Genomic DNA, 22361 nt, shown 5'->3' with positions numbered 1-22361 from the left:
GGGGCGTGCCCCCCGGCCGCGGGCCCGGGTGGGTTCCCCGGGGGTGCGGTTCCTTGTCAATGGGCCCGGGCCCCCCCCCCGAACCGCCGACGATGACCGGCTCAGGCGTTCACGTGAACGCCTGAGCCGCTGCTCCAAAAGGGTGCGGCGTCAGGGTCGGGCTATGCGCCACGGCTGCTCCGGGAAGTGGCTGGCAAAGCTCGCCGGTGGACGCGCGGGCAGGTTCCGGACCACACCGCGCTCGGCGAGCACCCCGGCGACCCGGAGCGCGGTCGCCCAGGGGGTGCCGTAGACGTCCCCGGAGCGCAGCACGACCAACCGCCACCCCCGACCGTCCAACCACTCCCGCCGTCCGAGGTCGTGGCCCCACTGCCGGGCGTCCTGCGCATGGTGACGACCGTCGTACTCGACGGCCACCCTGAGCTCGGGGTAGGCGAGGTCGAGGCGGAAAAGATGCCTGACGTCCCCCACCTCGTGCTGCAGCACGGGCTCGGGAAGCCCGGCCAGGACGAGCAGCAGCCGGGCCCGGGTCTCCATGGGCGACTCCGCCCCTGGCCGGACGAGCGTCCGCGCGAGGGACGCGACGCGCGGGAGCGCACCCTGGCAGGCGTCGAGGCGTTGCTCGAGCTCGGCCGGGGTGAGGACGCGCCGGTGCAGGAGGGAGTCGGCCAGCACGGTGAGGTCGACGAGTGACAGTCCGCGGGACAGGTCCAGCACGGTCTGGGCCGGTGTGGTCAGCCGCAGGCCCGCCCGAGTGCGCACGACAGCTGAGGGGTTGACGTGGCACCTGAGGCCCACCCGGGCCCGTCGGTCCTCGGCTCGGGCGACACTGACGTGGGTCCACGCCGTCGGGGGCACCGCCCCTCCCCACACCTCGGCCGCCGTGTGCCGGCTGACGGCGCACCGTGGCACCACGAGGGACGCGCACCGGCCGAGCACCTCCGGGGTGAGGGGGACGTCGGAGGCGAGCCTGACGCTGCCGAAGACGGTGTGGAACCTCGGCCCGTCGAGCTCGTGCTTCGTCAGACCGGCGCGCAAGCCGGCCTGCCGGAGGAACGGTCGGGTGGGGTCGAGCGGCATGTCGTCAGGCTGCCGGAGAACGCCCGTCGACCGCAGAACTTGTCCACAGGGTCGGCTGACCCCGGGCGTCTGGACCACCACCTGCGGCTGCAGCGTTCACGTGAACGCTGTAGCCGGTCGTCATGGGCGTGTCGTCGGCTGGAGCGTTCACGTGAACGCTCCAGCCGATGAGTCGGGGCGTGTCCTGGCAGTCGGCGCCGCCGCAGCACGGGAACGGCAGCACAGGCCCGGGGAGGCGTTAGCATGGTGATCACAGGCGTCTGAGCCGTCATCAGCGGCGAGCCTGCGGAAGAACGGCCACCGTGACCCGACGATGAGCCCACTAGACCCGCACGGGTAGGCCCGTCACAGCCGGAACGAAGCGGCACGCCGCGTCAGCAGGCCCGACCAGGGTCAGCGGGCAGCGGCGGGCAAGCGAGGTGGTACCGCGGTGCCGACCGGGCGTCATACCCCGGCAGCGTCGTCCTCGTGGCACAGATCGACCACGACCCGACCGCACGCGACGCCCGCCCCGCCACATCCCAGGAGCCGCCCGCCCATGGCCTACCCCCAGTCCAGCACCTCCGCCGCCGCGCTGACCTCCGCCCCGCGCTTCCCGGAGATCGAGCAGGCCGTGCTGGCCTACTGGCGCGAGCACGGCACCTTTGCCAAGAGCGTGGAGCAGCGCGACGCCGGTGAGGGCGGCGCCAACGAGTACGTCTTCTACGACGGTCCCCCCTTCGCCAACGGCCTGCCGCACTACGGCCACCTGCTCACCGGCTACGTCAAGGACGTCGTGCCGCGCTACCAGACCATGCGGGGCAAGCGGGTCGAGCGGCGCTTCGGCTGGGACACCCACGGGCTGCCCGCCGAGCTCGAGGCGATGGACCAGCTCGGCATCAAGACCAAGGACGAGATCCTCGGCCTGGGCATCGAGGCGTTCAACGCCAAGTGCCGCGAGTCGGTGCTCAAGTACACCGACGAGTGGCAGGACTACGTCACCCGCCAGGCGCGCTGGGTCGACTTCGAGGGCGACTACAAGACGCTCAACGTCGACTACATGGAGTCGGTGCTGTGGGCGTTCAAGCGGCTCCACGACAAGGGCCTGGTCTACGAGGGCTTCCGCGTCCTGCCGTACTGCTGGAACGACCAGACCCCGCTGTCCAACCACGAGCTGCGGATGGACGACGAGGTCTACCAGGTGCGCCAGGACCCGGCGGTCACCGTCGGGGCGCGGCTGCTGCCCGGTGACACCGCCGATGATGTCTTGGACGGCGCGCTCGCGCTGGTGTGGACCACCACGCCGTGGACGCTGCCGGCCAACCTCGCGATCATGGTCGGCGAGGACATCGAGTATGTCGTGGTGCGGGCGCCGCTGCCCGGCGCCACCTCCGAGGACGCCGGCGCCGGGGGCGGTGAGCGCTACCTCGTCGCGAAGGAGCGGCTCTCCGCCTACGCCCACGAGCTCGGCGAGGACCCGCAGGTGCTCGGCACCTACACCGGCGCGCAGCTGACCGGCCGCTCCTACGTGCCGCCGTTCTCCTACTACGAGGGCTGGGAGCGGGCGCACCGGCTGGTCGTCGCCGAGTTCGTCACGACCACCGACGGCACCGGCCTGGTCCACACCGCCGGCGCCTTCGGTGAGGACGACAAGGTGGTGACCGATCGCGAGGGCATCGAGCCGGTCATGCCGGTCGGCCCGGACGGTGCCTTCACCACCCCGGTGGAGGAGTACGCCGGGATGCTGGTCTTCGACGCCAACGCGCCGATCATGGACCACCTCAAGGCCGCCACCCGCAACCAGCTCGGCGGGGAGCCGCACGACACCGGCTCGGTGACCGAGGGCACCGTGCTGCTGCGCCGCGAGTCCTACGCCCACTCCTACCCGCACTGCTGGCGCTGCAAGCAGCCGCTCATCTACAAGGCGGTCTCCTCCTGGTTCGTCGAGGTCACGGCGTTCAAGGACGACATGCTGCGCACCAACGAGGACATCACCTGGGTGCCCGAGCACATCAAGCACGGGCAGTTCGGCCGGTGGCTGGAGAACGCCCGTGACTGGTCGATCTCCCGCAACCGCTTCTGGGGCAGCCCGATCCCGGTGTGGCGCAGCGACGACCCGGCCTACCCGCGCATCGACGTCTACGGCAGCCTCGCGGAGCTCGAGGCCGACTTCGGCACGCTCCCGCGCGACCGCGACGGCAACGTCGACCTGCACCGGCCGTTCGTCGACGAGCTGACCCGGCCCAACCCCGACGACCCCACGGGCGGGAGCACCATGCGCCGGGTCGAGGACGTGCTCGACGTGTGGTTCGACTCCGGCTCGATGAGCTACGCGCAGGTCCACTACCCGTTCGAGAACGAGCAGTGGTTCGAGGAGCACTTCCCGGCCGACTTCATCGTCGAGTACATCGGGCAGACCCGCGGCTGGTTCTACACGCTGCACATCCTCGCCACCGCGCTCTTCGACCGGCCGGCGTTCTCGACCTGCCTGTCGCACGGCATCGTGCTCGGCAGCGACGGGCAGAAGATGTCCAAGTCGTTGAAGAACTACCCCGACGTCCGCGAGGTCTTCGACCGCGACGGGGCCGACGCGATGCGCTGGTTCCTCATGTCCTCCCCGATCCTGCGTGGCGGCAACCTGATCGTCACCGAGCAGGGGATCCGTGACGGCGTGCGGCAGACGATGATCCCGCTGTGGAACGCGTGGTACTTCTTCGGGCTCTACGCCAACGCCGCGGGCTACGAGGCGCGCTGGTCGACCGGCTCGGAGCACCAGCTCGACCGCTACGTCCTGGCCAAGACCCGTGAGTTCGTCGAGTCGGCGCAGGCCGCCTACGACGGCAACGAGATCGCGGTCGCCGCCGAGGTCATCCGCGACTTCGTCGACGTCCTCACCAACTGGTACATCCGGCGCTCCCGCGACCGCTTCTGGGCCGAGGACCACGAGGCCTTCGACACGCTCTACACCGTGCTCGAGATCACCTGCCGGGTCGCCGCGCCGCTGCTCCCGCTGCTGACCGAGGAGGTATGGCGTGGGCTCACCGGCGGCGAGTCGGTGCACCTCACCGACTGGCCGGAGGCCGGCGACCTGCCGGCGGACGCCGAGCTGGTGGCCTCGATGGACACCGTGCGCGAGGTCTGCTCGACGACGCTCGGGCTGCGCAAGGCGCAGGGGCTGCGTGTCCGGCTGCCGCTCGCCCGGCTCACCGTCGTCACGGCCCACCCGCAGGGGTTGTCGGACCTGGCTGACATCGTGCGGGACGAGGTCAACGTGCGAGAGGTGGTGGTCCAGGACAGCAGCGAGGAGTCCGCCGCGGACTGGGGTGTCGAGCAGCGGCTGGCCGTCAACGCCCGGGCCGCCGGGCCCCGGCTGGGCAAGCAGGTGCAGCAGGCCATCAGGGGCAGCAAGTCCGGCGACTGGCGGGTGGCCGAGGACGGCACCGTGACCAGCGGCGGGATCGAGCTGGTCGAGGGCGAGTTCACCCTCGAGACCGTCGTGGGTGACGGTCTCGGCGACCGCGCCGAGCAGGGTGCCGGCTCGCGCGCGACCGCCATGCTTGGTGGTCACGGTGGTGGCTTCGTCGTCCTCGACACCGAGGTGACCGAGGACCTCGCCAAGGAGGGCCTGGCGCGCGACCTGGTCCGCGCGGTGCAGGGCGCCCGCAAGGACGCCGGTCTGGAGGTCACCGACCGGATCAGCCTCACCGTGGTGGGCGACGACGAGGTGTGGGACGCCGCCATGACCCATCAGCAGCTCGTCATGACCGAGACCCTCGCCGTGCAGTTCGGCGCCGCCGGCTCGGGCACCCCCCTGCCCCCGGTCTCGGCCCGCACGACCGGCGCCTACCGTGGGACCGCCACGCTGGACGCCGGACGCAGCGTCGAGCTCATGATCGCCACCGTCGACCGCTGAGGTCAGAGGAGATGAGCACGGATGAGTGACAACTTCTTCGAGGGTGAGGACGGCAGCACCGAGCTGCCGCTCGACGCCGGCGGTGCCGTCCCCAGCGACGAGGCACCCTCGACCCGCGGTGGGGCCGTCCCGGCCCCCGACCCGGCCGACCTCGCGCGCTACACGCAGGTCAGCGAGGACATCCTGGCCCGCACGCCGGAGCACATGCCCGAGCCCAGCCTGCACCGCGTGGCCCGGGTCATGGAGCTCATGGGCGACCCCCAGCGCACCTTCCGGATGATCCACCTCACCGGGACCAACGGCAAGACCTCGACGGCCCGGATGGTCGAGCGGGTCCTGCGGGAGATGGGTCTGCGGACGGGCCGGTTCACCAGCCCGCACCTGCACGACATGCGCGAGCGCATCAGCACCGACGGCGAGCCGGTCTCCGTCGAGGCCTTCCTCGCCGCCTACGACGACGTGCTGCCCTTCGTCGAGATGGTGGACCTCGAGTCTGCCGCCGACGAGGACCCGGCCCGCCGCGTGCGGATGACCTACTTCGAGGTGCTCGTCTGCGTGGCGTATGCCGCCTTCGCCGACACCCCGGTCGAGGTCGCCGTGGTGGAGGTCGGGCTCGGCGGGGTGTGGGACGCCACGTCCGTCGCCGACGGCGACGTCGCCGTGGTCACGCCGGTGGCGCTGGACCACACCCGCCTGCTCGGGGACACCCTCGAGGAGATCGCCACGGAGAAGGCCGGGATCATCAAGCCCGGGGCCATCGCCGTCGTGGGGGTCCAGGAGCCGGAGGTCATGGACGTCCTCACCGAGCGCGCCGAGGAGGTCGGGGCCGACCTCAAGGCCGAGGGGGTGAACTTCGGGGTGCTGGCTCGGGAGATCGCCGTCGGTGGCCAGCAGGTGTCGGTGCGCGGCCTGGCCGGCGACTACGACGGCCTCTTCCTGCCGCTCTTCGGCGGGCACCAGGCGCACAACGCCGCCCTGGCGATCGCCGCGGTGGAGGCCTTCGTGGGGGGAGGGGAGCAGCCGCTCAGCGACGAGGTCCTCCGGGGCGGACTGGCCGACGTCTCGTCGCCGGGGCGGCTCGAGATCGTCCGCCGCTCGCCGACCGTCCTGGTCGACGCCGCGCACAACCCGGCCGGGGTGGAGGCCCTCGTGGAGGCGCTGAGGGAGTCCTTCACCTTCACCCGCCTCGTCGGGCTGCTCGCCGTCCTGGAGGACAAGGACGCCGAGCCGATGATCCAGGCGCTGGAGCCGGTGCTCGACCACGTGGTCGTGTCGCGCACCACGTCGCCACGGGCCATCCGGCCGCACCGCCTCGGTGAGCTGGTGGCCGAGTTCTTCGGCGAGGACCGGGTCACCGTGGTCGACGCCCTTCCCGACGCGCTGGACGTGGCGGCGGGCCTGGCCGACGACGGCGGGGTCGGCGGCGCCGTCCTGGCCACCGGCTCGGTGACCACGGCGGCCGAGGTGCGCGCGCTGCTGGGGCTCACGACCGGCTAGCGGGAGTCGGCGCCCGACCACGACCGGCTAGCGGGAGTCGGCGCCCGACCCGGGCACGGCGCTCCAGCCGACCACCTCGGGCACCCGCACGGACCCCGCCTGCGCGGCGCGGCAGGTGAGCCGCTGGGCCGGAGCCAGACGCTCGACCCCCGACGCCCGCCACAGGCCGTGCCCCTCCACCGTGACGTCGGTGCGCCACCGCGCCACGACGTCTCCTGTCCCGACGCCCGCACCGTCCTCCTCGGTCGGGGGCAGCACCTGCGGGGCGCCGACCGGCCGCACCGCGTCCCAGGGCACCCCCCAGCGGCCGAGGGCCGCCACCACGGCGCTCTGCACCAGGCGGTGCTGGCCGATGTGGCCGCGCAGGTGGGCCACCGCCGGCGCCCCGGCCCGGTGCTCGCGCACGACCCCGGCGGCCTGGTCGGCGTCCAGCCCGCCGTAGCACGCACCGTCGGGCAGCACGAGCAGGTTGGCGGCGAACCGGTCCCCACCGGTGTGCGAGCACTCCCACACCTCGTCCGGCCACAGCTGGCTCAACACGGCAGCCACCGGCCGTCCGCGCACCGCGCAGCACACGTCCTTGCGCCCGTGGGTGCAGACCAGCAGCAGCTCCTCGTCGACCACTCCCGGGTCCTGAGCAGCAACCCCGGCGAGCGCCGAGGTCGCCGCCGCGAGGAGCTCGGTGCCGGTGGACCACGTGCCGCCCACCACCCGGGCGCCCGGGCGCGCCGCGGGGTCCACGGCATACCACTGCCAGGGACCGTCCGGACGGTGCTGCCCTCCTGGCCGCCGGATGAGCAGGAGCCGGGCGGAGCGGTCGGTCATCACCTGCACGAGGTCGTCGCCGGACTCGCGCGGCAGCGCCGCGAGTGCGTCCGGGGGCCAGCCACCCGGCACCTCGACGAGCAGCAGCCGGGGCTGCGGGGGAGCGGTGCCCAGGACCGCGTCGCCGCGCTCACGGGCGGCGTCGGAGCAGCGGAAGGACTCGGTCATCCGGTCCGGCCGGTCGGGCCCGGAAGGCAGGCGACCCCGCGGCGCAGCAGCCCGCGCCCGAGCTCGAGCGCCGCGTCGTCGTCCAGGCCGGCGAGCGCACCGAGGTCGCGGACCACGACCGGCTCGGCCTCCAGCAGGCGCTCCAGGGCCGGCCGGTAGGCCGCGGGCAGGGTGAAGGTGGCGACCCGCGAGACGAGGCTCACCCGGTCGCCGTCGTCCCGCAGCGCGGGCGCGAGGTGGCGGCGGAGCACCACGGCGTCGTCCGCGCCCAGCCCCTCGGCGGCGGCGGCCTGGGCCACCGGGCGGACCGGGGCCGGACGGGTGCTGCGTCGGTGGTCTGTCTCCAGCGCGGCGGCGAGCTCCTCGGCGGGCAGGTCGCGCAGCCGTCGCAGGAGGGCGGCCCGGACCTGCTCGACGTCCTCTCCCCAGCCGTCGGGGGAGGAGAGGTCGACCCCCAGGGGCAGGCTGCGGCGCACCTCGTCCTCCTCGCCGAGACCGGCACCCACGAGGTCGAGCGCGGTGCGCGCGACGTGGTGCCGGGTCCAGGCGTGCACCCCGATGGTGAGGTGGGCGCTCACCTCGCCCATCGCCCGGGCGGAGTGGATCCAGCCACGGGGCAGGTAGAGGCAGTCCCCGGGGCGCAGCGTGGTCTCGAGGAAGGCCGGCTCCTGCGCGCGGGCGCCCACCTCCTCACGGCGGTCGGTCCACGGCTGGCTGCGCAGCGGTTGCGGCAGGACGGGCTCGCGCAGCGACCACCGCTTGGTGCCGGAGACCTGCAGCACGAAGACGTCGTGGACGTCGTAGTGGTCGTCGAAGCCCTGGTTGGCCGGGGGTGTGATGTAGGCGTTCACCTGCACCGGGCTACCGAGGTCGTCGGCCAGGTCGGCCGCGAACGCCCGGATCGGTCCCCACGTCCGGTGCAGCCCCTGCAGCACCAGGGTCGAGCCGTCGGCGAAGTGCCGGAGCAGCCGGGTGTCGTCGACCTGGTCGGGCATGCCGGCGCCCGTACCGCCGGAGGAGGTGAAGGTGGACTCCGGCAGCGTCGAGCCGTCCTTGGCCACCCGCAGGAAGGGGGTGCGCAGCGCGCGGTCGGAGACGAGCTCGTCGACCGTGTCGAGGGAGAACAGGTCGGCGAACTCGTCGCCGCCCCGCTCCTCGACCGCGGCGAGGTGGAGGGTATGCCCCCAGTGCTCGCGGGCGAAGGTGTCGGCGTCGAGGCGGCCCAGGAGCCGGGTGAGGGCCGGTCGCCCGGCCCTCACCACGTGCGGTTGTGCGTCCGTCACTCGGCGGGACCGTCGGCTCCGCCGTCACCCCCGGCACCCGCGTGACCGTCCGCGCCACCGTCGGCACCGCCGTCACCGCCCGGGCCGGCGTGACCGTCGGCACCGCCGTCACCACCGGGGCCCGCGTGGCCGTCCGCGCCACCGTCGGCACCGCCGTCACCACCGGGGCCAGCGTGACCGTCCGCGCCACCGTCGGCACCGCCGTCACCGCCGGGGCCGGCGTGACCGTCCGCGTCGCCCGTGGTCGCCGGGCCCGCCTCGGGGACGTCCTCGAACGGGTCGTTGTCCTGCGTGCTCATCGCGTCCACCCTTCAGTCGTGGGTCGGGCCGCGTGGACCGCGGCCCCGTCACGAGCATCCTTCGTGGCCCGGCGCCCCGCAACCGCAACCGCGCCGAGCCGCCGGTCTCAGTGGTCGCCGTGCCCGCCGGAGCCCGGGTCCGGCGCGGGGGCGTCCTCGGCCGCCGCCGCCTCCTGCGCCGCGAGCCAGGCCTCGACGTCCTCGCGGGGCGTGGCGTCCCGCTCGGCGAGCATGTCGCGCATGAGGATGATCTCGCCCTGCTGGGCGTCCACCATCTTCTGCGCGGCGAGCAGGACCTCGGGCTGGGTGGCCTGCGCGACGGCGGCCTCGGCCATCTCCACCCCGGAGATGTGGTGGGTCGTCATGAGCTGGAGGAAGAGCACCTCGGCCTCCTGCCCCGAGGCGTCGGTGAGCTCCTGGATCTCGGTGGGGGAGGCCATACCGGGCATGGGCACCCCCTCCGGCAGGTCCTCCATGTCCTGCATGCCCTCATGCCCCGCCATGTCCTCCATGGACATCCAGGCCATCCGCTCCTCGCCGCGCGCCCGCGGGAGTCCCCAGTCGTCCAGCCAGGTCCCCATCATCCCGCGCTCGTAGCCCTGGTTGTTGCTGATGTCGACCGCCAGCCGGCGCACGTCCTCGTCCTCCGTGCGCTGCATCACCAGCTGCGACATCTGGACCGCCTGGGCGTGGTGCTCGCTCATGTCCCGGGCGAAGCCGGCGTCGGCGCCGTCGTCGGGCGGGGTCCGCTCACCGAAGGCCAGCCACCCCACGAGGGCCCCGAGGCACAGCGCGAGGACGGTCACCGCCGCGAGAGCGGGAGCGCCGAAGGTACGCCAGCGGTCCCGGGGTCGGGCGCCGGCGACCGGCGGGTCCTCCTGCTCGACGACGGGGTCGCTCACTGACGCGCCACCAGGTCGGTCACCGTCCCGCCCGTGCACGCCGCACCGAGCTCGGGGGTGTCCGGCGCCTGTCGGTACTCGCGGATGAAGGCCTGCAGGGTCCTCTCGTCCGCGGTGTCCAGCTCCAGCTGGTGGTTCCACGACGTCGCCATGACCGGCGACTCCTGGTCGGCGACCGGGCTCACGAGCATGTACTCCTCGTCGCCGAGACCCGCGAGCACCTCGACCTGGTCCGCCGGCAGGTCGGGCTGGTAGGTCAGCCAGACCGCACCGTGCTCCAGGGAGTGCACCGCGTGCTCGGTCGGCACCTCCTCCGCGTAGACCCCGCAGTCCCACCAGGCCGGGTGGTGCGGGCCGCCGGGCGGCACGGCCGAGTCGTAGTCGATCTGCTCGTTGCGGTGGTCCGCCGCGGTGTTCTCGAAGTCCTCCACGCCGGCCAGGTCGACGAAGGCGGGGGAGTCCCGCACGACGGCGAAGACGACGGCGCCGACGATGAGGACCACGACGGCGACGGCCGAGCCCCAGATGAGGACGCCTCGGCGCCGGTCGGCGGCGGCGCCGGCCTTCTGGATCTTGGCCGCCTTGGCGGCGCGGTCGGAGGCCGCGGGGGTGCGGTCGGGTCGGGGCATCAGGGCGCTCCTGGTCTGCGACGGGCCGTGGTGTCGACCTCAGGGTATGCCGTGGTGCTGGCGGGTTGCTGAGAGGCCTCTCAGGCGGGGTCTGGGAGGATGAGGGGCGTGACTCCCGGCACCCTCACCCGACGTCTGTGCGCCACGACGCTGATCGCCCAGGCCCTGTCGGTCTTCCTCGGTGCCCTCGTCGCCTGGCGGCTGGGGCAGACCACCGGCGACCCCCGGGCGGGCGCGTTCCTCTGGGGCGGGCTGGCTCTGGCCGCGCTCTGCCTGGTGGCGGCGGGCGCGCTGCGAGGCCGCCGGGGGATCCTGCTCGGCTGGGTCGCCCAGTTCCTCACCCTGGCCGCCGGGATCGTGCTCCCGGCGATGTTCGTGGTGGCCGGGCTCTTCGGCTTCCTCTGGTGGCTGTGCCTGACGCAGGGCGTCCGGATGGACCGGCTGACCGCGCAGCGGGCGGAGCAGGAGCGCCAGCACGAGCAGGAGCAGGGGGGGAGCTGACCGTGGACCTGTTCAGCGCCGTCGTCCTGGGCATCGTGCAGGGGCTCACCGAGTTCCTGCCGATCTCCTCCAGCGCGCACGTCTCGATCGTCGGTCGGCTCCTCGGGCAGGAGGACCCGGGCGCCGCCTTCACCGCCATCACGCAGCTCGGCACCGAGGCCGCTGTCCTGCTCTACTTCTGGCGCGACATCGTGCGGATCGTCCGGGCGTGGTTCGCCTCGCTGGCCGGCCGCATCCCGCGCACCGACCCGGACGCGGTGCTCGGCTGGTGGGTCATCCTGGGCACCCTGCCCATCGGCATCCTCGGGCTGCTCCTGCAGGACTGGATCGAGACCGACCTGCGCAGCCTGTGGCTCACCGCCACCATGCTCCTGGTCTTCGCGCTGGTCATCCTGGCCGCCGAGCGCGTCGGACGCCAGGAGCGCGAGCTCACCGAGCTGACCTGGCGCCAGGGCCTCGGCTTCGGGCTGTGGCAGGCGCTGGCCCTCGTGCCGGGCGTCTCGCGCAGCGGCGGCACCATCGCCGGCGGTCTCTTCATGGGCTTCACCCGGGAGGCGGCCGCCCGTTACTCCTTCCTCCTGGCCATCCCGGCGGTCCTGGCCTCGGGCGGGTTGCAGCTGGTCAAGGTGGCCACCGGCGACGCCATCGGCTCCGGCACCGGCTGGGGCCCGATCGCGGTGGCCACCGTGCTCGCGTTCCTCGTGGGGTATGCCGTCATCGCCTGGTTCATGCGCTACATCACCACCCACACCTTCACGCCGTTCATGGTCTACCGCATCGTCCTGGCGCTCGTGCTCTTCGGGCTGCTCGGCGCCGGAGTCCTGCAGCCCTGACCCGCGGGGCGGGCGGCACGGCATACCCTGGTGCCCGTGACCGACACCAGCGCCCCCCGGACCGAACGCTCCCTCGTCCTCGTCAAGCCGGACGGCTACCGCCGCGGGCTGACCGGGGAGGTGCTGCGCCGCATCGAGGCCAAGGGCTACACCCTGGCGGCGCTGGCGGTGGTCACCCCCTCGCGCGAGCAGCTCGAGGCGCACTACGCCGAGCACGAGGGCAAGCCGTTCTACGAGCCGCTGCTGGAGTTCATGTCCTCCGGGCCGGTGACCGCCGCCGTCATCGAGGGCCACGGCTGCATCCCCGGCTTCCGGTCCCTCGCGGGGGCGACCGACCCGACCGCCGCGGCCCCGGGCACCATCCGCGGCGACCACGGTCGCGACTGGGGGCTCACGGTCCAGCAGAACATCGTCCACGGCTCGGACAGCCCCGAGTCCGCAGACCGCGAGATCGCCATCTGGTTCCCGGCCCAGGGCTGAGAGACCTACTCCTGTCTCACCCAACCGTCCACCAGTGATCGCTCAGACCGGGACGCCGAACAGCCCCGGCGAGGGCAGCCCGAGCTCGGGACGCGCCAGCCGGGCCAGGACGAGCGCCGTCCCCGACAGACCCTGGAACAGCCCGTAACCCCCGCGAGTCCGCTGACCCGTCGGCCACAGGTGCGGGTCCTCGCCGAGCAGCCCGGCCACCTGCAGCACCGCCGTGCGGGTCGCCTCCAGGTGCTCGGCGTCGCCGTCCGCGGCCGCCGAGGCCAGGACGTCCAACGGGCCCCCCAGGCCGTGGCACAGCGTGAGACCGGCGTCGTGGGGGTCGACCCGGACCGACGCCGGCCCGGTGTCCGCCAGCTGCCGTCGGGCCGCCTCGGCGCTCAGCTCCACCTGCTCGCGGCACAGCAGCACCCCCGCGTCCGCCTGGCTGCGCAGCGCGGTCGCGGGCACCCCGAGGTCGACGCCCGCGTCGGCCAGCCGGCCGAGCTCCAGGCGGACGGCGGTCACCCCGGCGGCGCCGTGGCACCACAGGACGGGGTAGGCCGGGGGCTCGTCCCGCAGGTCCGGCCAGCCCAGCACCCGGTCGACCCAGGCGCTCTCCCAGAGCCAGGTCCGCAGGAACCGCTCGCGCGCCGCCCTCGCGAGGGGAGGAGCCGGATCGCTCGCCAGCCAGTGACCGAGGGCGAGCAGGACGCCGCTGCTGCCGTGCGCCAGGCCGGTGAGCGGCGTGGCAGCCGCTCCGTGCTCGTCCGGCGGTCCCGGATGGCACCATCCCTCCCCGTCGGCCCGACCGCAGTCGAGCAGCGCGCGTCCGACGGCGGCGCTCTCCCGGGGTGGCGCCCCGAGGCTCAGCGTCGCGAGCAGCAGCCCGGACAACCCGTCGAGGTGGTCGCTGCAGCCGGTGAGGGACCCGGGCGCGGGGGCGGTGGCCGGCGCCCCGGTGAGGGCGGCTCGCACCAGGGCCACCCCGGCCGCGCCGTCCAGCAGGCCGGCCGCCCCCGGCGCACGAGCGGGAACGGCGGCCCGGGCCAGGGCGAGCGCCTCCTCCGGGCGGGGGTGGAGCGGCGCCAGCAGGCCCAGGGCCCAGGCGACGCCGGCGTCACCGTCGTAGACCTCAGGTCCCGCGACGTGCAGGGCGGTGGTGACGGCGTCGGTGCGCGACCAGGTCACCCAGCCGACCCGCCCGCCGTCGTGCAGCGCGGCGCCCACGACCGCCTGCGTCGCCGCCCGCGCCAGCGTCTCCACGCCCTCCCGCGCGCCGGTGTCGACGGCGGCCCCGTCCCCGCCGCGGTGCGTGCTCGTCTGCCGCGGGCTCACGACGCCGGCCCCGCCCTGCGCAGGTGCGGGTGCCGGTCGTCGATCCCGGCGTCGCGCAGGGCGCGCCGGGCCATCGGCTCCTCGTCCTGCGGGCCTCCGGCCTGCTGCCCTGCCGTCAGGCCCCGGGCCAGGGCCGCGCACCTGTTCTCCCCGAAGCTGGCGCCGTCACCGTCGTCCTGCGCCCAGCCGAGACCGGGGGCGTGCACCTGGGTGAGCGGTGGCGTGTGCGGCTCGAGCCACCCGCGCGTCGCGTCCTCCAGCACCGCCAGCGCGGCGGGTGCCACCGGGTCCGGGACGTAGGCGACGACCCGGTCCGGGCGCCGGAGGGCTTCGTCGTCCACAGCGCACTTGAGCAGCCACGGGCTGCTCAGCGTCACGAGCGCCTCGACCGCCCGACCCACCGCGTGCACCAGATGGTCCAGCCGGGGGCAGAGGTAGATCCGGGTCAGCGGCCCGGGGGGCGCGGGATGCACCCACTCCGTGGACCACGTGCGCCACCACGACTCGGCGAGGACCGGGCCGCCGACGGGCGGCACCAGGATCTGCTGTCCCTCGCGGGGCGGCAGCGAGGTCGGTGCGGCCTCCCCGGATCCCGGCGGACGGGTCCACCGGCCGGGCAGCACGGCGTGGTGGCGGCCACCGGGGTCCCGGACCACCAGCCCCCCGCCCGGGTCGAGCCGGCGGACCGTGACCGCCCGCCACCCGCCCACGCCGAGGAGCCGGGCGTCCAGCAGCCCGGCCAGCGGCGGCCCGACCGGCTCCCGCGCCGACGTGGCCGGGGCGGCATACCACTGCGCGTAGAGCCGACCGGCCAGCTCGCGCGGGTCCGCCGGGGCGGGTCCGGAGCCGGCGACCCGCGCCGCGTCGTGCAGCGCCCGGGTGACGGTGCTCATGAGGCGAGCACCTGCTGGAGGTGCCCCCAGGACACCAGGTCGCTGAGCGCGCTGCGGGTGTCGGCCATGACGTCGTGCACCAGCCGGAGCGCGGGGTCCTCCACCCCCGGTCCCGAGCCGGCCGCGTAGGAGTCCAGCAGCGCTCGGCGGGCGGCCTCGACGTCCGCGAGGCCGAGGCAGTCGTCGAGGACCCGGAGGGCGCACACCAGGTCCCAGGAGGGCTCCCCGAGGCCGCCGTCCTCGAGGTCGACGAGGCGGGCGACCGGACCGGTCGTGCCCCACGACACCAGCACGTTGTCGGCGGAGAGGTCCCCGTGGACGAGGCGTCGCCGGCCCCATCGTCGGGCGGCACCGCGCGCGACGCGGGACTCCTCACCCCCCTCGTCGAGCACCTGGGCCGCCAGCTGGGCCGCTGCCGAGCCCGGTGGCGCGCTGCGCACGCTCGCCGGGGCCTGCCCGGTCAGCGGCCAGGGCCGGGTGGCGCGTGGGAGGGCGGTCGTCGCGGGCACCGGGTGGCGGTGCAGGGTCGCGAGGGTCCGCCCCAGGGCGTGCGCCACGGCGAGCGGGTCGCGGGGCAGCGTCTCGTGCAACGGGGCCCCGGGGACCGCGGTGGTCCAGACCGCCTCCTCGTCCGCGTGCAGCAGCCCCGGCACCGGCCCACCCTGCAGCGCCCCGAGCACCGCCGCCTCCTGCGTCACCGTCGCCAGCCCGTCGGTCGCCGTCGCCTCACCCTGCTGCTTGCCGAAGGCCACCGGGACACCGTCCACGTCGAGGCGGTGCACGAGGTTGCTGCGCGAGCACGGCACCAGCCGGACCTCCCCGTCGAGCACGCCGGCGCAGGCGACCACCCCCTGCGTGATCGCCTGCGCCAGCAGGGCCGGGGCGCTCCTCATGCGAGCGGCCCGTCCTGCTCCGCCTCGTCGAGCTCCTGGGCGACCTGGTCGAGGGCGGCGTGGTACCCGGCCCACCAGGAGGCGTCGGTCGTCGGGTCCTCGTCCCAGCCCTGCTGGTAGGGGTTCTGCCAGCCACCGCACACGCGGCTGACGGGGGGCGGGCAGAGGCGGCTGTCCGGCGGCAGGCAGTCCGGCACCCGCGTGAGGCGGATCGGCGGGCAGTCGACGAACGGGCGGGTCCGCAGCACCGGCGGGCAGTCGAGCCAGGGCCTGGTGACCCGCGCCCCCGGGCACCAGGGCTCGGTGCGCGTCGGGCACAGCACGGTGATCCTCGAGCGCAGCGGCGGCGGCAGCACCGTCCGCGGCGGGTTCAGGGTGACCTCGAGCTCGGAGAGCACCGAGGCGATCGGGTTGGCGAAGGTCAGGCTGCCGTCCCGGGCACCGGCGAAGAGCAGCCCGACCACCTGGCGGCTCCCGTTCATGACGACCGAGCCGGAGTCGCCCCGGTCGGAGAACCGCGGCGCGCCGGTGGCCGGTCGGACGGAGACCTGGTGGCGCAGGGTCCGCATACCGACGCCGTCGCCGTAGTCCAGCGTCACCGTCGCGTCCACCGACACCACCTCCCCGTGCGTGTGCTCGGTGGTCCGGCCTCGCTTCTGGACCGCCATGCCGACCACCGCGGCCGCGCTGCCGCCGACGGCACCGATGTCGACCACCTCGTCGGCCCAGGTCTCGTCGGCGTCCAGGCGCACCACGGCCCCGTCCACCTGCTCGGAGATGACGCCGCGCGTCAGGGTGCCCACCTGGTCGGTCGTCGGGTCACCGCTGTCGAAGCGCCCCGGCTGCAGGACGGCCTCGCCGGCCGCCCAGGACGTGTCCACGCAGGCCACGTGGAAGTTGGTGAGCAGGCTGACCGCGCCGGTGCTCGTGTCGCGCACCAGGGCGCCACCCGTCCCCGCGTTCTGGTGCCGGGCCGGGCCGATGCTGATGCCGCCCCGGATCGTCGGGTGCTTGCTCGTGTCGCTCAGCGGGTCGCCGGCGTAGAGTCCGGGCCCGCCCTGGAGCTCGATGACCAGCTCCTGCACGTCGGTGGGGACGCCCCCCACCTCGGCCGGTACCTGCTGACCCTTGGGGACCCGGGAGGGCGACTTCTTGGCCTCGACGTAGACGACGATGCTCAGCTCCCCGGTGGGCTTGCCGTCGCTGATCTTCTCACCGATGTCCACGCCGACGACGCCGTCGAGGTTGAGCAGGTCGTCCTCGACCTGCTCCTTCGTCGGGCGGATACGTGCGGCGGCTACCGCGTCGTGCTCCATGGCTACCTCCTGGTCTCGGGGTGCCGGGCGGCACCACGGGGGTCCAGAGCGAACCACCGGTGCGCAGATACGTCACGATCCGGAGTATCTGCGGGTGATGGGGGTTCTCTGAACGACACCTGACCCCTAGGCTGGGCCCCGCAGGGACCGAGCCGGCACAAGGAGGCCCCATGCCCGACGTCGAGCCCGTCGACCTGCACCTGCCCGGCTCCCTGCTCCGCCGGCACGACGCCCGCGTGCTCGACCCGGCGACGGCACCCCGGGAGGGGGACCCGCGCACCGGCAGGCGGTTGCCCGCCCCGGCGGCGACGGCATACCTCAACACCCGGCTGCTCGTCGCGGGACTGCTGGGGGTCTCCGCGGCCGACCGCGTCGACGAGCTGCAGCGGGTCCTGCGCGAGGCCGGGTATGCCGTCACGCTGCTCCCCGACGCCGCCGACGAGGCGTTCGGCCGGTGGCTGCTCCTCGCGGTCGAGTCGGGGGCCGAGCCCGGTGCCGGGAAGGACTTCGAGCAGGTGCGCGGCGGGCCGATGGACCCCGACGACCCCGTGACCCGCCTCGACCCCGGGCTGCGGGTGGGCTCGGTGAGCGTGGCGGAGCTGGACGCGGGCTACGCCTCGCGCGTCTACGTGGTCCCCGACGCCCGGGTGGAGGAACCCGACCCGTGGTCGTTGCTCCTGGCCGCGCGCGCTGCCGGGCTCGAGGACGTCGACCTCGAGCACCTGGTGCTGCCGGGGGGTGGTGGCCTCTACTGGGGCGGCCAGGGTGGTGGCCTCTACTGGGGTGGCCAGGGCGGAGGGCTCTACTGGGGCGGCCAGACCGGGGTACCCGGCATCGCACCCGACCGTGCTCCCGTGCAGCTGGCCCTGCCCGACCCCACCCGTCCCGGACCCGCCCGCCGCGCCCCGGTGGTCGTGGTCCCCGACACCGGTCTCGGGGAGCACCCGTGGTTCACCGGGTCCGACCTCGCGCAGCAGCGGCGCTCGCTGCTGGGTTGGCCCGTCCTCCCGGGCGGCCGTCCGGCACCGTGGCCGGAGGGCACCGGCGTCGAGAACGAGCTGACCGGCGCCCTGGACCTCCTCTCCGGGCACGGCACCTTCGTGGCCGGGGTCGTGCGGCAGGCCGCGTCGGGGGCCCGGATCGTGGCGCTGCCGGTGCTGGACTCCGCGGGGCTGGCCGCCGAGCAGGACGTGACCCGCACGCTGGCGGTCCTGCTGGTCCTGCACCACCTCCATCAGGACCGGGGCCGGGAGGACTTCGACGAGGCCGGCGGCGTCGTCGACGTGCTCAACCTGTCGCTCGGGTTCTACCACCAGGACGGGCAGGTGTCCGAGCACCCGGTGCGCCATCTCCTCGACCTCTTCGGCCGGGCCGGGGTCGCCGTGGTCGCCGCAGCCGGCAACCAGGCGACCACCACCCCTCTGTACCCCGGCGGCTGGGCGGTGGGTCCAGGCACCGCCCTGGACACCGACCAGCCGGTGCCGCTGGTCTGCGTGGGGGCGCTCAACCCCGACGGGCGCACCGTGGCGATGTTCAGCAACGCGGGGCCGTGGGTGACCACCCACCGCCCCGGGGTCAACGTGGTCAGCACGCTGCCGGTGACCTTCGACGCCTCGGCGCAGGCCGACCGCTCCACCTCTGGTCCCCACGGTGGGCCCGACCGTGCCACGCCCGACCCGGACGACCTGCGCGGCGGGTTCGGGGTGTGGAGCGGCACCAGCTTCGCGGCCCCGTGGCTGGCCGGCCAGCTGGCGGCCGACCTGGCCGCGCAGCAGGCGAAGGACGACGAGAAGGATGCCCCCCAGGACATGCGCCGACGGGCCACCGAGGCCCTGCGGCGTCTGCTCAAGGAGACGTGATGCTGACCGACGACGACCCGGACGTCCGGACCGACCGGGAGCGGCCCTCCCTCGGGGAGCAGGCCGGTGCCTGCTTCCACCGCTACCGCGAGGGGCAGGACCAGGCGCTGGGCGAGCTGGTCGACCTGGTGACCCCGCTGCTGTGGCACGTCGCCCGTGCTCACGGCTGCGACCGGGACGCCGCCGAGGACGTCGTCCAGGACGTGTGGATCCGGTTGGTCGAGCGGGCCCGGGACATCCGGGAGAGCGAGGCGGTGCTGGGGTGGCTGGTCGTGTCGGTCAAGCGGGAGAGCTGGCGCACCGCCAAGCTGTCCCGCCGCACCCAGCACGACCCGACGGGCACCGTGGACCCGGGTGGGGCCGACCCCGGCCCCGAGGCGCTGGCGGTCCTCACCGAGCGGCAGCAGACCCTGTGGGCGGCGGTGCAGGGGCTTTCTGAGCGCTGCCGGCAGCTGCTGCGCATCGTCGCCTTCTGCGACCGCCCCGACTACGACGAGATCTCGGCGGCGCTGGACATGCCCCGGGGGAGCATCGGCCCGACCCGTGGACGATGCCTGGACAAGCTGCGGCGCTCGTTGGCCGCCGACGAGAGGTGGGCAGGACCATGAACGATGACCGCGAGAGGGGGGGCGTCGCTGCCCGCCCGTGGGACGAGGGCGACGGCGCCGTGCTGACCGAGCTGCGCGAGACCGTCACCCGGCTGGACCCGTGCCCCGCGGGGCTCACCGAGCGGATCGCCTACGCCCTCACGGTCCGGGCGCTGCACGCGGAGGTCGCCGAGCTGACCCGTGCCCCCCTGGCGCTCACCCGGGCCGACGACGACGACGAGCCGGACCAGGCGACCACGGTGACCTTCAGCACCGACAGTGTGAGCATCATGGTGACGGTGACCGCCGAGCGCGACGGGACCGCGCGCGTCGACGGGTGGCTCACCTGCGACGTCGACGAGATCGAGCTGGCGCGGCCGGACGGCCGCTCGGAGTGGGTGCCGGTGCACGACGGACGGTTCGTGCTGGCCTCCGTCAGCTGCGGCCCGGCCTATCTCGTCGTGCGTCCGCCGGGGGGCCGGACGGTCGTGACCCCGACGTTCACCCTCTGAGGCAGGGATGCCGAGAGCAACGGACGCCCCGGTCTCGGTCGGGTCACTCTTCGTCCAGGGCCGGTCGGCGAACGTCGAGGGTCGGCCGGCCGAGGGGGAGCGGTTGCTGCGCCGCGCCCTGCGGATGCTCCACGAGCAGCGGCCCGCGCGGGTGCCGGGCGTGGAGTCGGTGGGCTCGGGCGACGCCGCGGCCCCAGAGGCCGAGGCGCGGCTGCTGCTGTCGTTGAGCACCTCGCTGGTGCAGCGCCACGGTGCGGACAGCGCGCTGGAGGCGGCCGGTCGCGCGCTCGAGCTGGCCGAGGGCCTCGAGCCGGAGGTCCGGGTGGTCCTGGTCGCGAAGTGTCGACTGCAGCTGGCGATGATCAACGGGCGCACCGGGCACACGAGCACCGCGCTGGAGCACCTGGAGCGGGCCCTGACCTCCGTCGACCAGCTGGGTCCGGCCGACCGCTTCGAGCTGCTGCTCTCGCGGGGGGCGGTGCGGGTCGACGGTCCGGACCCCTCGAGCGCCGAGACCGACTTCGCCGAGGCGGCGCGCATCGCGCGCGAGCACGACCTGCCGGTGCAGGAGTTCATGGCCCGGCACAACCTGGCGCAGACGGTCGCCCTGTCCGGGGACCTGCCCCGGGCCCTGCAGCTGTACCGCGACATGGAGCGGCTGGGCCAGGGGGCGTCACGGGCCGTGGCCCTCCACGGGCGGTCCCGGACCCTGCTCGACTCCGGCCTGGTCGACGAGGCCCGCGACCTGCTCCTGCGGGCCGCCACGGAGGCCGAGAGCACGGGGCAGCGCCTCGTCGCCGGGGAGATCCAGGGCGACCTCGCGCTGGCCGAGCTCGTCGAGGGCCGGCACGAGGAGGCGGCCGAGGGGGCGGCCCGGGCCAGGCGGCTCCTGCAGCACCGTGCTCCCGGGCTGCGGCGCCGCGCGGAGCTGGTCCTGCTCGACGCCCGACGGCGGCGCGGTGGCCGCCTCGGGGACGTCGCCCGGCGCGGGCGGGCGCTGGTCGAGGCCTTCGACGCCGACGGAGACCACGTGGCCGCGGACCTGGCTCGGCTCATCGTCGCGGAGACCGAGGTCGACCGCGGGCGGACGGACGAGGCGGTCCGCCTGCTGCGCGCGACCGCCGACCTCACCCATGTCGGCTCGCTGAGCACCCGGCTGCGGGCGCGCGGCGTGCTGGCCTCCGCGGCCCGGGACGCCGAGGACGCCCCGACCGCGCGGCGCCACCTGCGCGCGGCCCTGACCGACCTCACCGAGACGCTCGCCGGCAGCTCGAGCCTGGAGCTGCGGGCCGCCACCCATCTGCACGCGCAGGACCTGGCCCGGCTCGACCTGGCCGTCGCACCCGAGGCCCCGCGCGAGACGTTGCTCGCGGTGGAACGCTGGCGGGAGGCCGCGAGCAGGTCACCCGCCGTCCTCCCTCCGGCGGACCCCGAGCTGGCCCGACGCACGACGGTGCTGCGACACCTCCGGCACCAGGTGCGCGAGGACCTGGACCGGGCCCACCGGATGCGCGGCCGGCTGCGGGAGCTGGAGCGCTCGGTCGCCGCCCTGTCCTGGTCCGCCCCCGGCCAGGGCGGGCCCCGCGGGATGGTCACCCGGGAGGAGCTCGCACGGTCCCTCGGGTGCCTGGCCGAGCGGGAGACCTCGTTGGTGTACCTCATCGAGTCACAGGGCCGGCTCCTCGCGGTGGCCGGCACCGCGCGTCGCCTGCGCACGGTCGACCTGGGTCCGCTGCCCCCCGCCCTGGAGGAGGCGAGGGTGCTGGCGGCCGACCTCGAGACCGGCGCACGGGCGTTCGGGGGGCCGATGGAGCAGACCCTGCAGCGCTCGCTGGAACGCTCCGTGCAGGCCCTGGACGAGCGGGTGCTGCGCCCGCTGCGGCTGGAGGGCAGGGCGCTCGTCGTGCCCACCCCGGCGCTCGCCTCGGTGCCGTGGGGTCTGCTGCCCAGCCGTCGCGACCACCCGACACCCGTCGCCCCGAGCGTCAGCGCCTGGGCCAGGGGCGGCACCGAGGTGGCGGCGCCGACGGTGGCCGCCCTCGCCGGCCCGCGGCTGGGGCTCGCCAGGGACGAGGTGGACCGCGTCGCGACGGTCTGGCCGCAGGGCCGGGCGCATCACGAGACCACCGCCGCGGACCTCGCGGCGGCGCTGGGACGCCACGACGTGGTCCACGTCGCCGCCCACGGGCGGCACCGGGACGACAGCCCGATGTTCTCCTCGGTGTGGCTGGCCGACGGCCCCTACTTCCTGGCCGACCTGGAGCGGCAGCCGCGGCGCGCCTCGCACGTCGTCCTCTCGGCCTGCGACTCGGGCCGGTCCCGCCACCGCGGCGGTTCGGCGGCGCTGGGTCTGGCGGCCGGTCTGCTCTGGCTGGGGGTGGAGAGCGTCGTGGCGGCGCCCTGCCGGATCCCCGACGAGGTGGCTGCGGACCACCTGCCGCGCTACCACGAGCTCCTCGCCCGGGGGCTGCCGGCCGACGAGGCGCTGAGCCGGGCGGCCACCCGGGCCCACCCGCTCGCGGGCGCCTTCGTGGCGTGGGGAGCGCCCTGGAGCGCCACCCCGGTCGGCCCGTGACGCTGCGTACC

19 protein-coding genes are annotated in these 22361 nt (G+C 74.8%); 9 read left to right on the top strand and 10 right to left on the bottom strand.

Going from position 1 to position 22361, the window contains the following annotated elements; translation table 11 throughout:
- Window positions 1-150: 150 nt before the first annotated feature.
- On the bottom strand, window positions 151-1080 hold the full coding sequence (locus Q0795_RS15540; protein ID WP_298891173.1) for a hypothetical protein: 930 nt from the start codon (window positions 1078-1080) through the stop codon (window positions 151-153).
- Between the two features lie 538 nt (window positions 1081-1618).
- Here Q0795_RS15540 and ileS point away from each other — a divergent pair.
- The gene (ileS, locus tag Q0795_RS15535; RefSeq protein WP_298891171.1) at window positions 1619-4972 is read left to right on the top strand and encodes an isoleucine--tRNA ligase; all 3354 of its coding nucleotides are present in this window, start codon (window positions 1619-1621) and stop codon (window positions 4970-4972) included.
- A gap of 21 nt (window positions 4973-4993) precedes the next feature.
- Complete coding sequence (locus tag Q0795_RS15530) at window positions 4994-6469, top strand: folylpolyglutamate synthase/dihydrofolate synthase family protein (RefSeq protein WP_298891168.1); 1476 nt, start codon at window positions 4994-4996, stop codon at window positions 6467-6469.
- Window positions 6470-6496: 27 nt separating this feature from the next.
- Here the strand turns inward: Q0795_RS15530 and Q0795_RS15525 are convergent, their stop codons facing one another.
- From Q0795_RS15525 to Q0795_RS15505, 5 genes are all read right to left on the bottom strand, one after another.
- Window positions 6497-7462 carry a sucrase ferredoxin gene (locus Q0795_RS15525; RefSeq protein WP_298891166.1) on the bottom strand — a complete coding sequence of 322 codons (966 nt, stop codon included), beginning with the start codon at window positions 7460-7462 and terminating at the stop codon, window positions 6497-6499.
- On the bottom strand, window positions 7459-8721 hold the full coding sequence (locus Q0795_RS15520) for a cupin domain-containing protein (protein WP_298891163.1): 1263 nt from the start codon (window positions 8719-8721) through the stop codon (window positions 7459-7461). Before Q0795_RS15520 ends, Q0795_RS15525 begins: the two co-directional genes overlap by 4 nt.
- A gap of 20 nt (window positions 8722-8741) precedes the next feature.
- Window positions 8742-9044 (bottom strand): hypothetical protein, encoded by a 303-nt coding sequence (locus Q0795_RS15515; RefSeq protein WP_298891161.1) that lies wholly within the window; start codon window positions 9042-9044, stop codon window positions 8742-8744.
- Between the two features lie 107 nt (window positions 9045-9151).
- Complete coding sequence (locus Q0795_RS15510) at window positions 9152-9946, bottom strand: DUF305 domain-containing protein (protein ID WP_298891157.1); 795 nt, start codon at window positions 9944-9946, stop codon at window positions 9152-9154.
- Window positions 9943-10575: a DUF3105 domain-containing protein gene (locus tag Q0795_RS15505; protein WP_298891155.1), complete on the bottom strand. Its 633-nt coding sequence runs from the start codon at window positions 10573-10575 to the stop codon at window positions 9943-9945. The genes Q0795_RS15510 and Q0795_RS15505 overlap by 4 nt, the downstream gene beginning before the upstream one ends.
- Window positions 10576-10683: 108 nt before the next feature.
- On the opposite strand from Q0795_RS15505, the gene Q0795_RS15500 reads away from it, so the two are divergent.
- From Q0795_RS15500 to ndk, 3 genes are read left to right on the top strand one after another with little or no spacing between them, the layout of a single operon-like run.
- Window positions 10684-11076 carry a DUF4233 domain-containing protein gene (locus tag Q0795_RS15500; protein WP_298891153.1) on the top strand — a complete coding sequence of 131 codons (393 nt, stop codon included), beginning with the start codon at window positions 10684-10686 and terminating at the stop codon, window positions 11074-11076.
- A 2-nt stretch (window positions 11077-11078) separates the two neighbouring features.
- A complete protein-coding gene (locus Q0795_RS15495) occupies window positions 11079-11909 on the top strand; it encodes an undecaprenyl-diphosphate phosphatase (RefSeq protein WP_298891151.1) in 831 nt (276 codons plus the stop codon).
- A gap of 36 nt (window positions 11910-11945) precedes the next feature.
- Window positions 11946-12389, top strand: a complete 444-nt coding sequence (gene ndk, locus Q0795_RS15490) for a nucleoside-diphosphate kinase (RefSeq protein ID WP_298891148.1) — start codon at window positions 11946-11948, stop codon at window positions 12387-12389.
- A 42-nt stretch (window positions 12390-12431) separates the two neighbouring features.
- Here the strand turns inward: ndk and Q0795_RS15485 are convergent, their stop codons facing one another.
- The 4 genes from Q0795_RS15485 to Q0795_RS15470 are packed head-to-tail and all read right to left on the bottom strand — an operon-like array spanning window position 12432 to window position 16817.
- Window positions 12432-13715, bottom strand: a complete 1284-nt coding sequence (locus Q0795_RS15485) for a lanthionine synthetase LanC family protein (protein WP_298891146.1) — start codon at window positions 13713-13715, stop codon at window positions 12432-12434.
- On the bottom strand, window positions 13712-14608 hold the full coding sequence (locus Q0795_RS15480; protein WP_298891145.1) for a T3SS effector HopA1 family protein: 897 nt from the start codon (window positions 14606-14608) through the stop codon (window positions 13712-13714). Before Q0795_RS15480 ends, Q0795_RS15485 begins: the two co-directional genes overlap by 4 nt.
- A complete protein-coding gene (locus tag Q0795_RS15475; RefSeq protein WP_298891143.1) occupies window positions 14605-15501 on the bottom strand; it encodes an aminoglycoside phosphotransferase family protein in 897 nt (298 codons plus the stop codon). The genes Q0795_RS15480 and Q0795_RS15475 overlap by 4 nt, the downstream gene beginning before the upstream one ends.
- Window positions 15498-16817 carry a hypothetical protein gene (locus Q0795_RS15470; RefSeq protein ID WP_298891142.1) on the bottom strand — a complete coding sequence of 440 codons (1320 nt, stop codon included), beginning with the start codon at window positions 16815-16817 and terminating at the stop codon, window positions 15498-15500. The genes Q0795_RS15475 and Q0795_RS15470 overlap by 4 nt, the downstream gene beginning before the upstream one ends.
- Window positions 16818-16987: 170 nt before the next feature.
- Here Q0795_RS15470 and Q0795_RS15465 point away from each other — a divergent pair, with 170 nt between their 5' ends.
- Genes Q0795_RS15465 through Q0795_RS15450 form a run of 4 tightly spaced genes read left to right on the top strand, consistent with a single transcriptional unit; the run spans window position 16988 to window position 22350 of the window.
- Window positions 16988-18676, top strand: a complete 1689-nt coding sequence (locus tag Q0795_RS15465) for a S8 family serine peptidase (RefSeq protein WP_298891141.1) — start codon at window positions 16988-16990, stop codon at window positions 18674-18676.
- The gene (locus tag Q0795_RS15460; RefSeq protein ID WP_298891139.1) at window positions 18676-19284 is read left to right on the top strand and encodes a sigma-70 family RNA polymerase sigma factor; all 609 of its coding nucleotides are present in this window, start codon (window positions 18676-18678) and stop codon (window positions 19282-19284) included. Before Q0795_RS15465 ends, Q0795_RS15460 begins: the two co-directional genes overlap by 1 nt.
- Entirely contained in the window at window positions 19281-19775 is a 495-nt protein-coding gene (locus Q0795_RS15455) for a carboxypeptidase regulatory-like domain-containing protein (RefSeq protein ID WP_298891137.1), read from the top strand. The genes Q0795_RS15460 and Q0795_RS15455 overlap by 4 nt, the downstream gene beginning before the upstream one ends.
- A gap of 7 nt (window positions 19776-19782) precedes the next feature.
- Window positions 19783-22350 carry a CHAT domain-containing protein gene (locus tag Q0795_RS15450; protein WP_298891135.1) on the top strand — a complete coding sequence of 856 codons (2568 nt, stop codon included), beginning with the start codon at window positions 19783-19785 and terminating at the stop codon, window positions 22348-22350.
- Window positions 22351-22361 lie beyond the last annotated feature (11 nt).

This window comes from uncultured Serinicoccus sp. (assembly GCF_947487915.1).
Taxonomy (GTDB): domain Bacteria; phylum Actinomycetota; class Actinomycetes; order Actinomycetales; family Dermatophilaceae; genus Ornithinicoccus.
The sequence above is the reverse complement of the archived record's forward strand: the minus strand, read 5'-3'. Positions and strand labels throughout refer to the sequence as shown.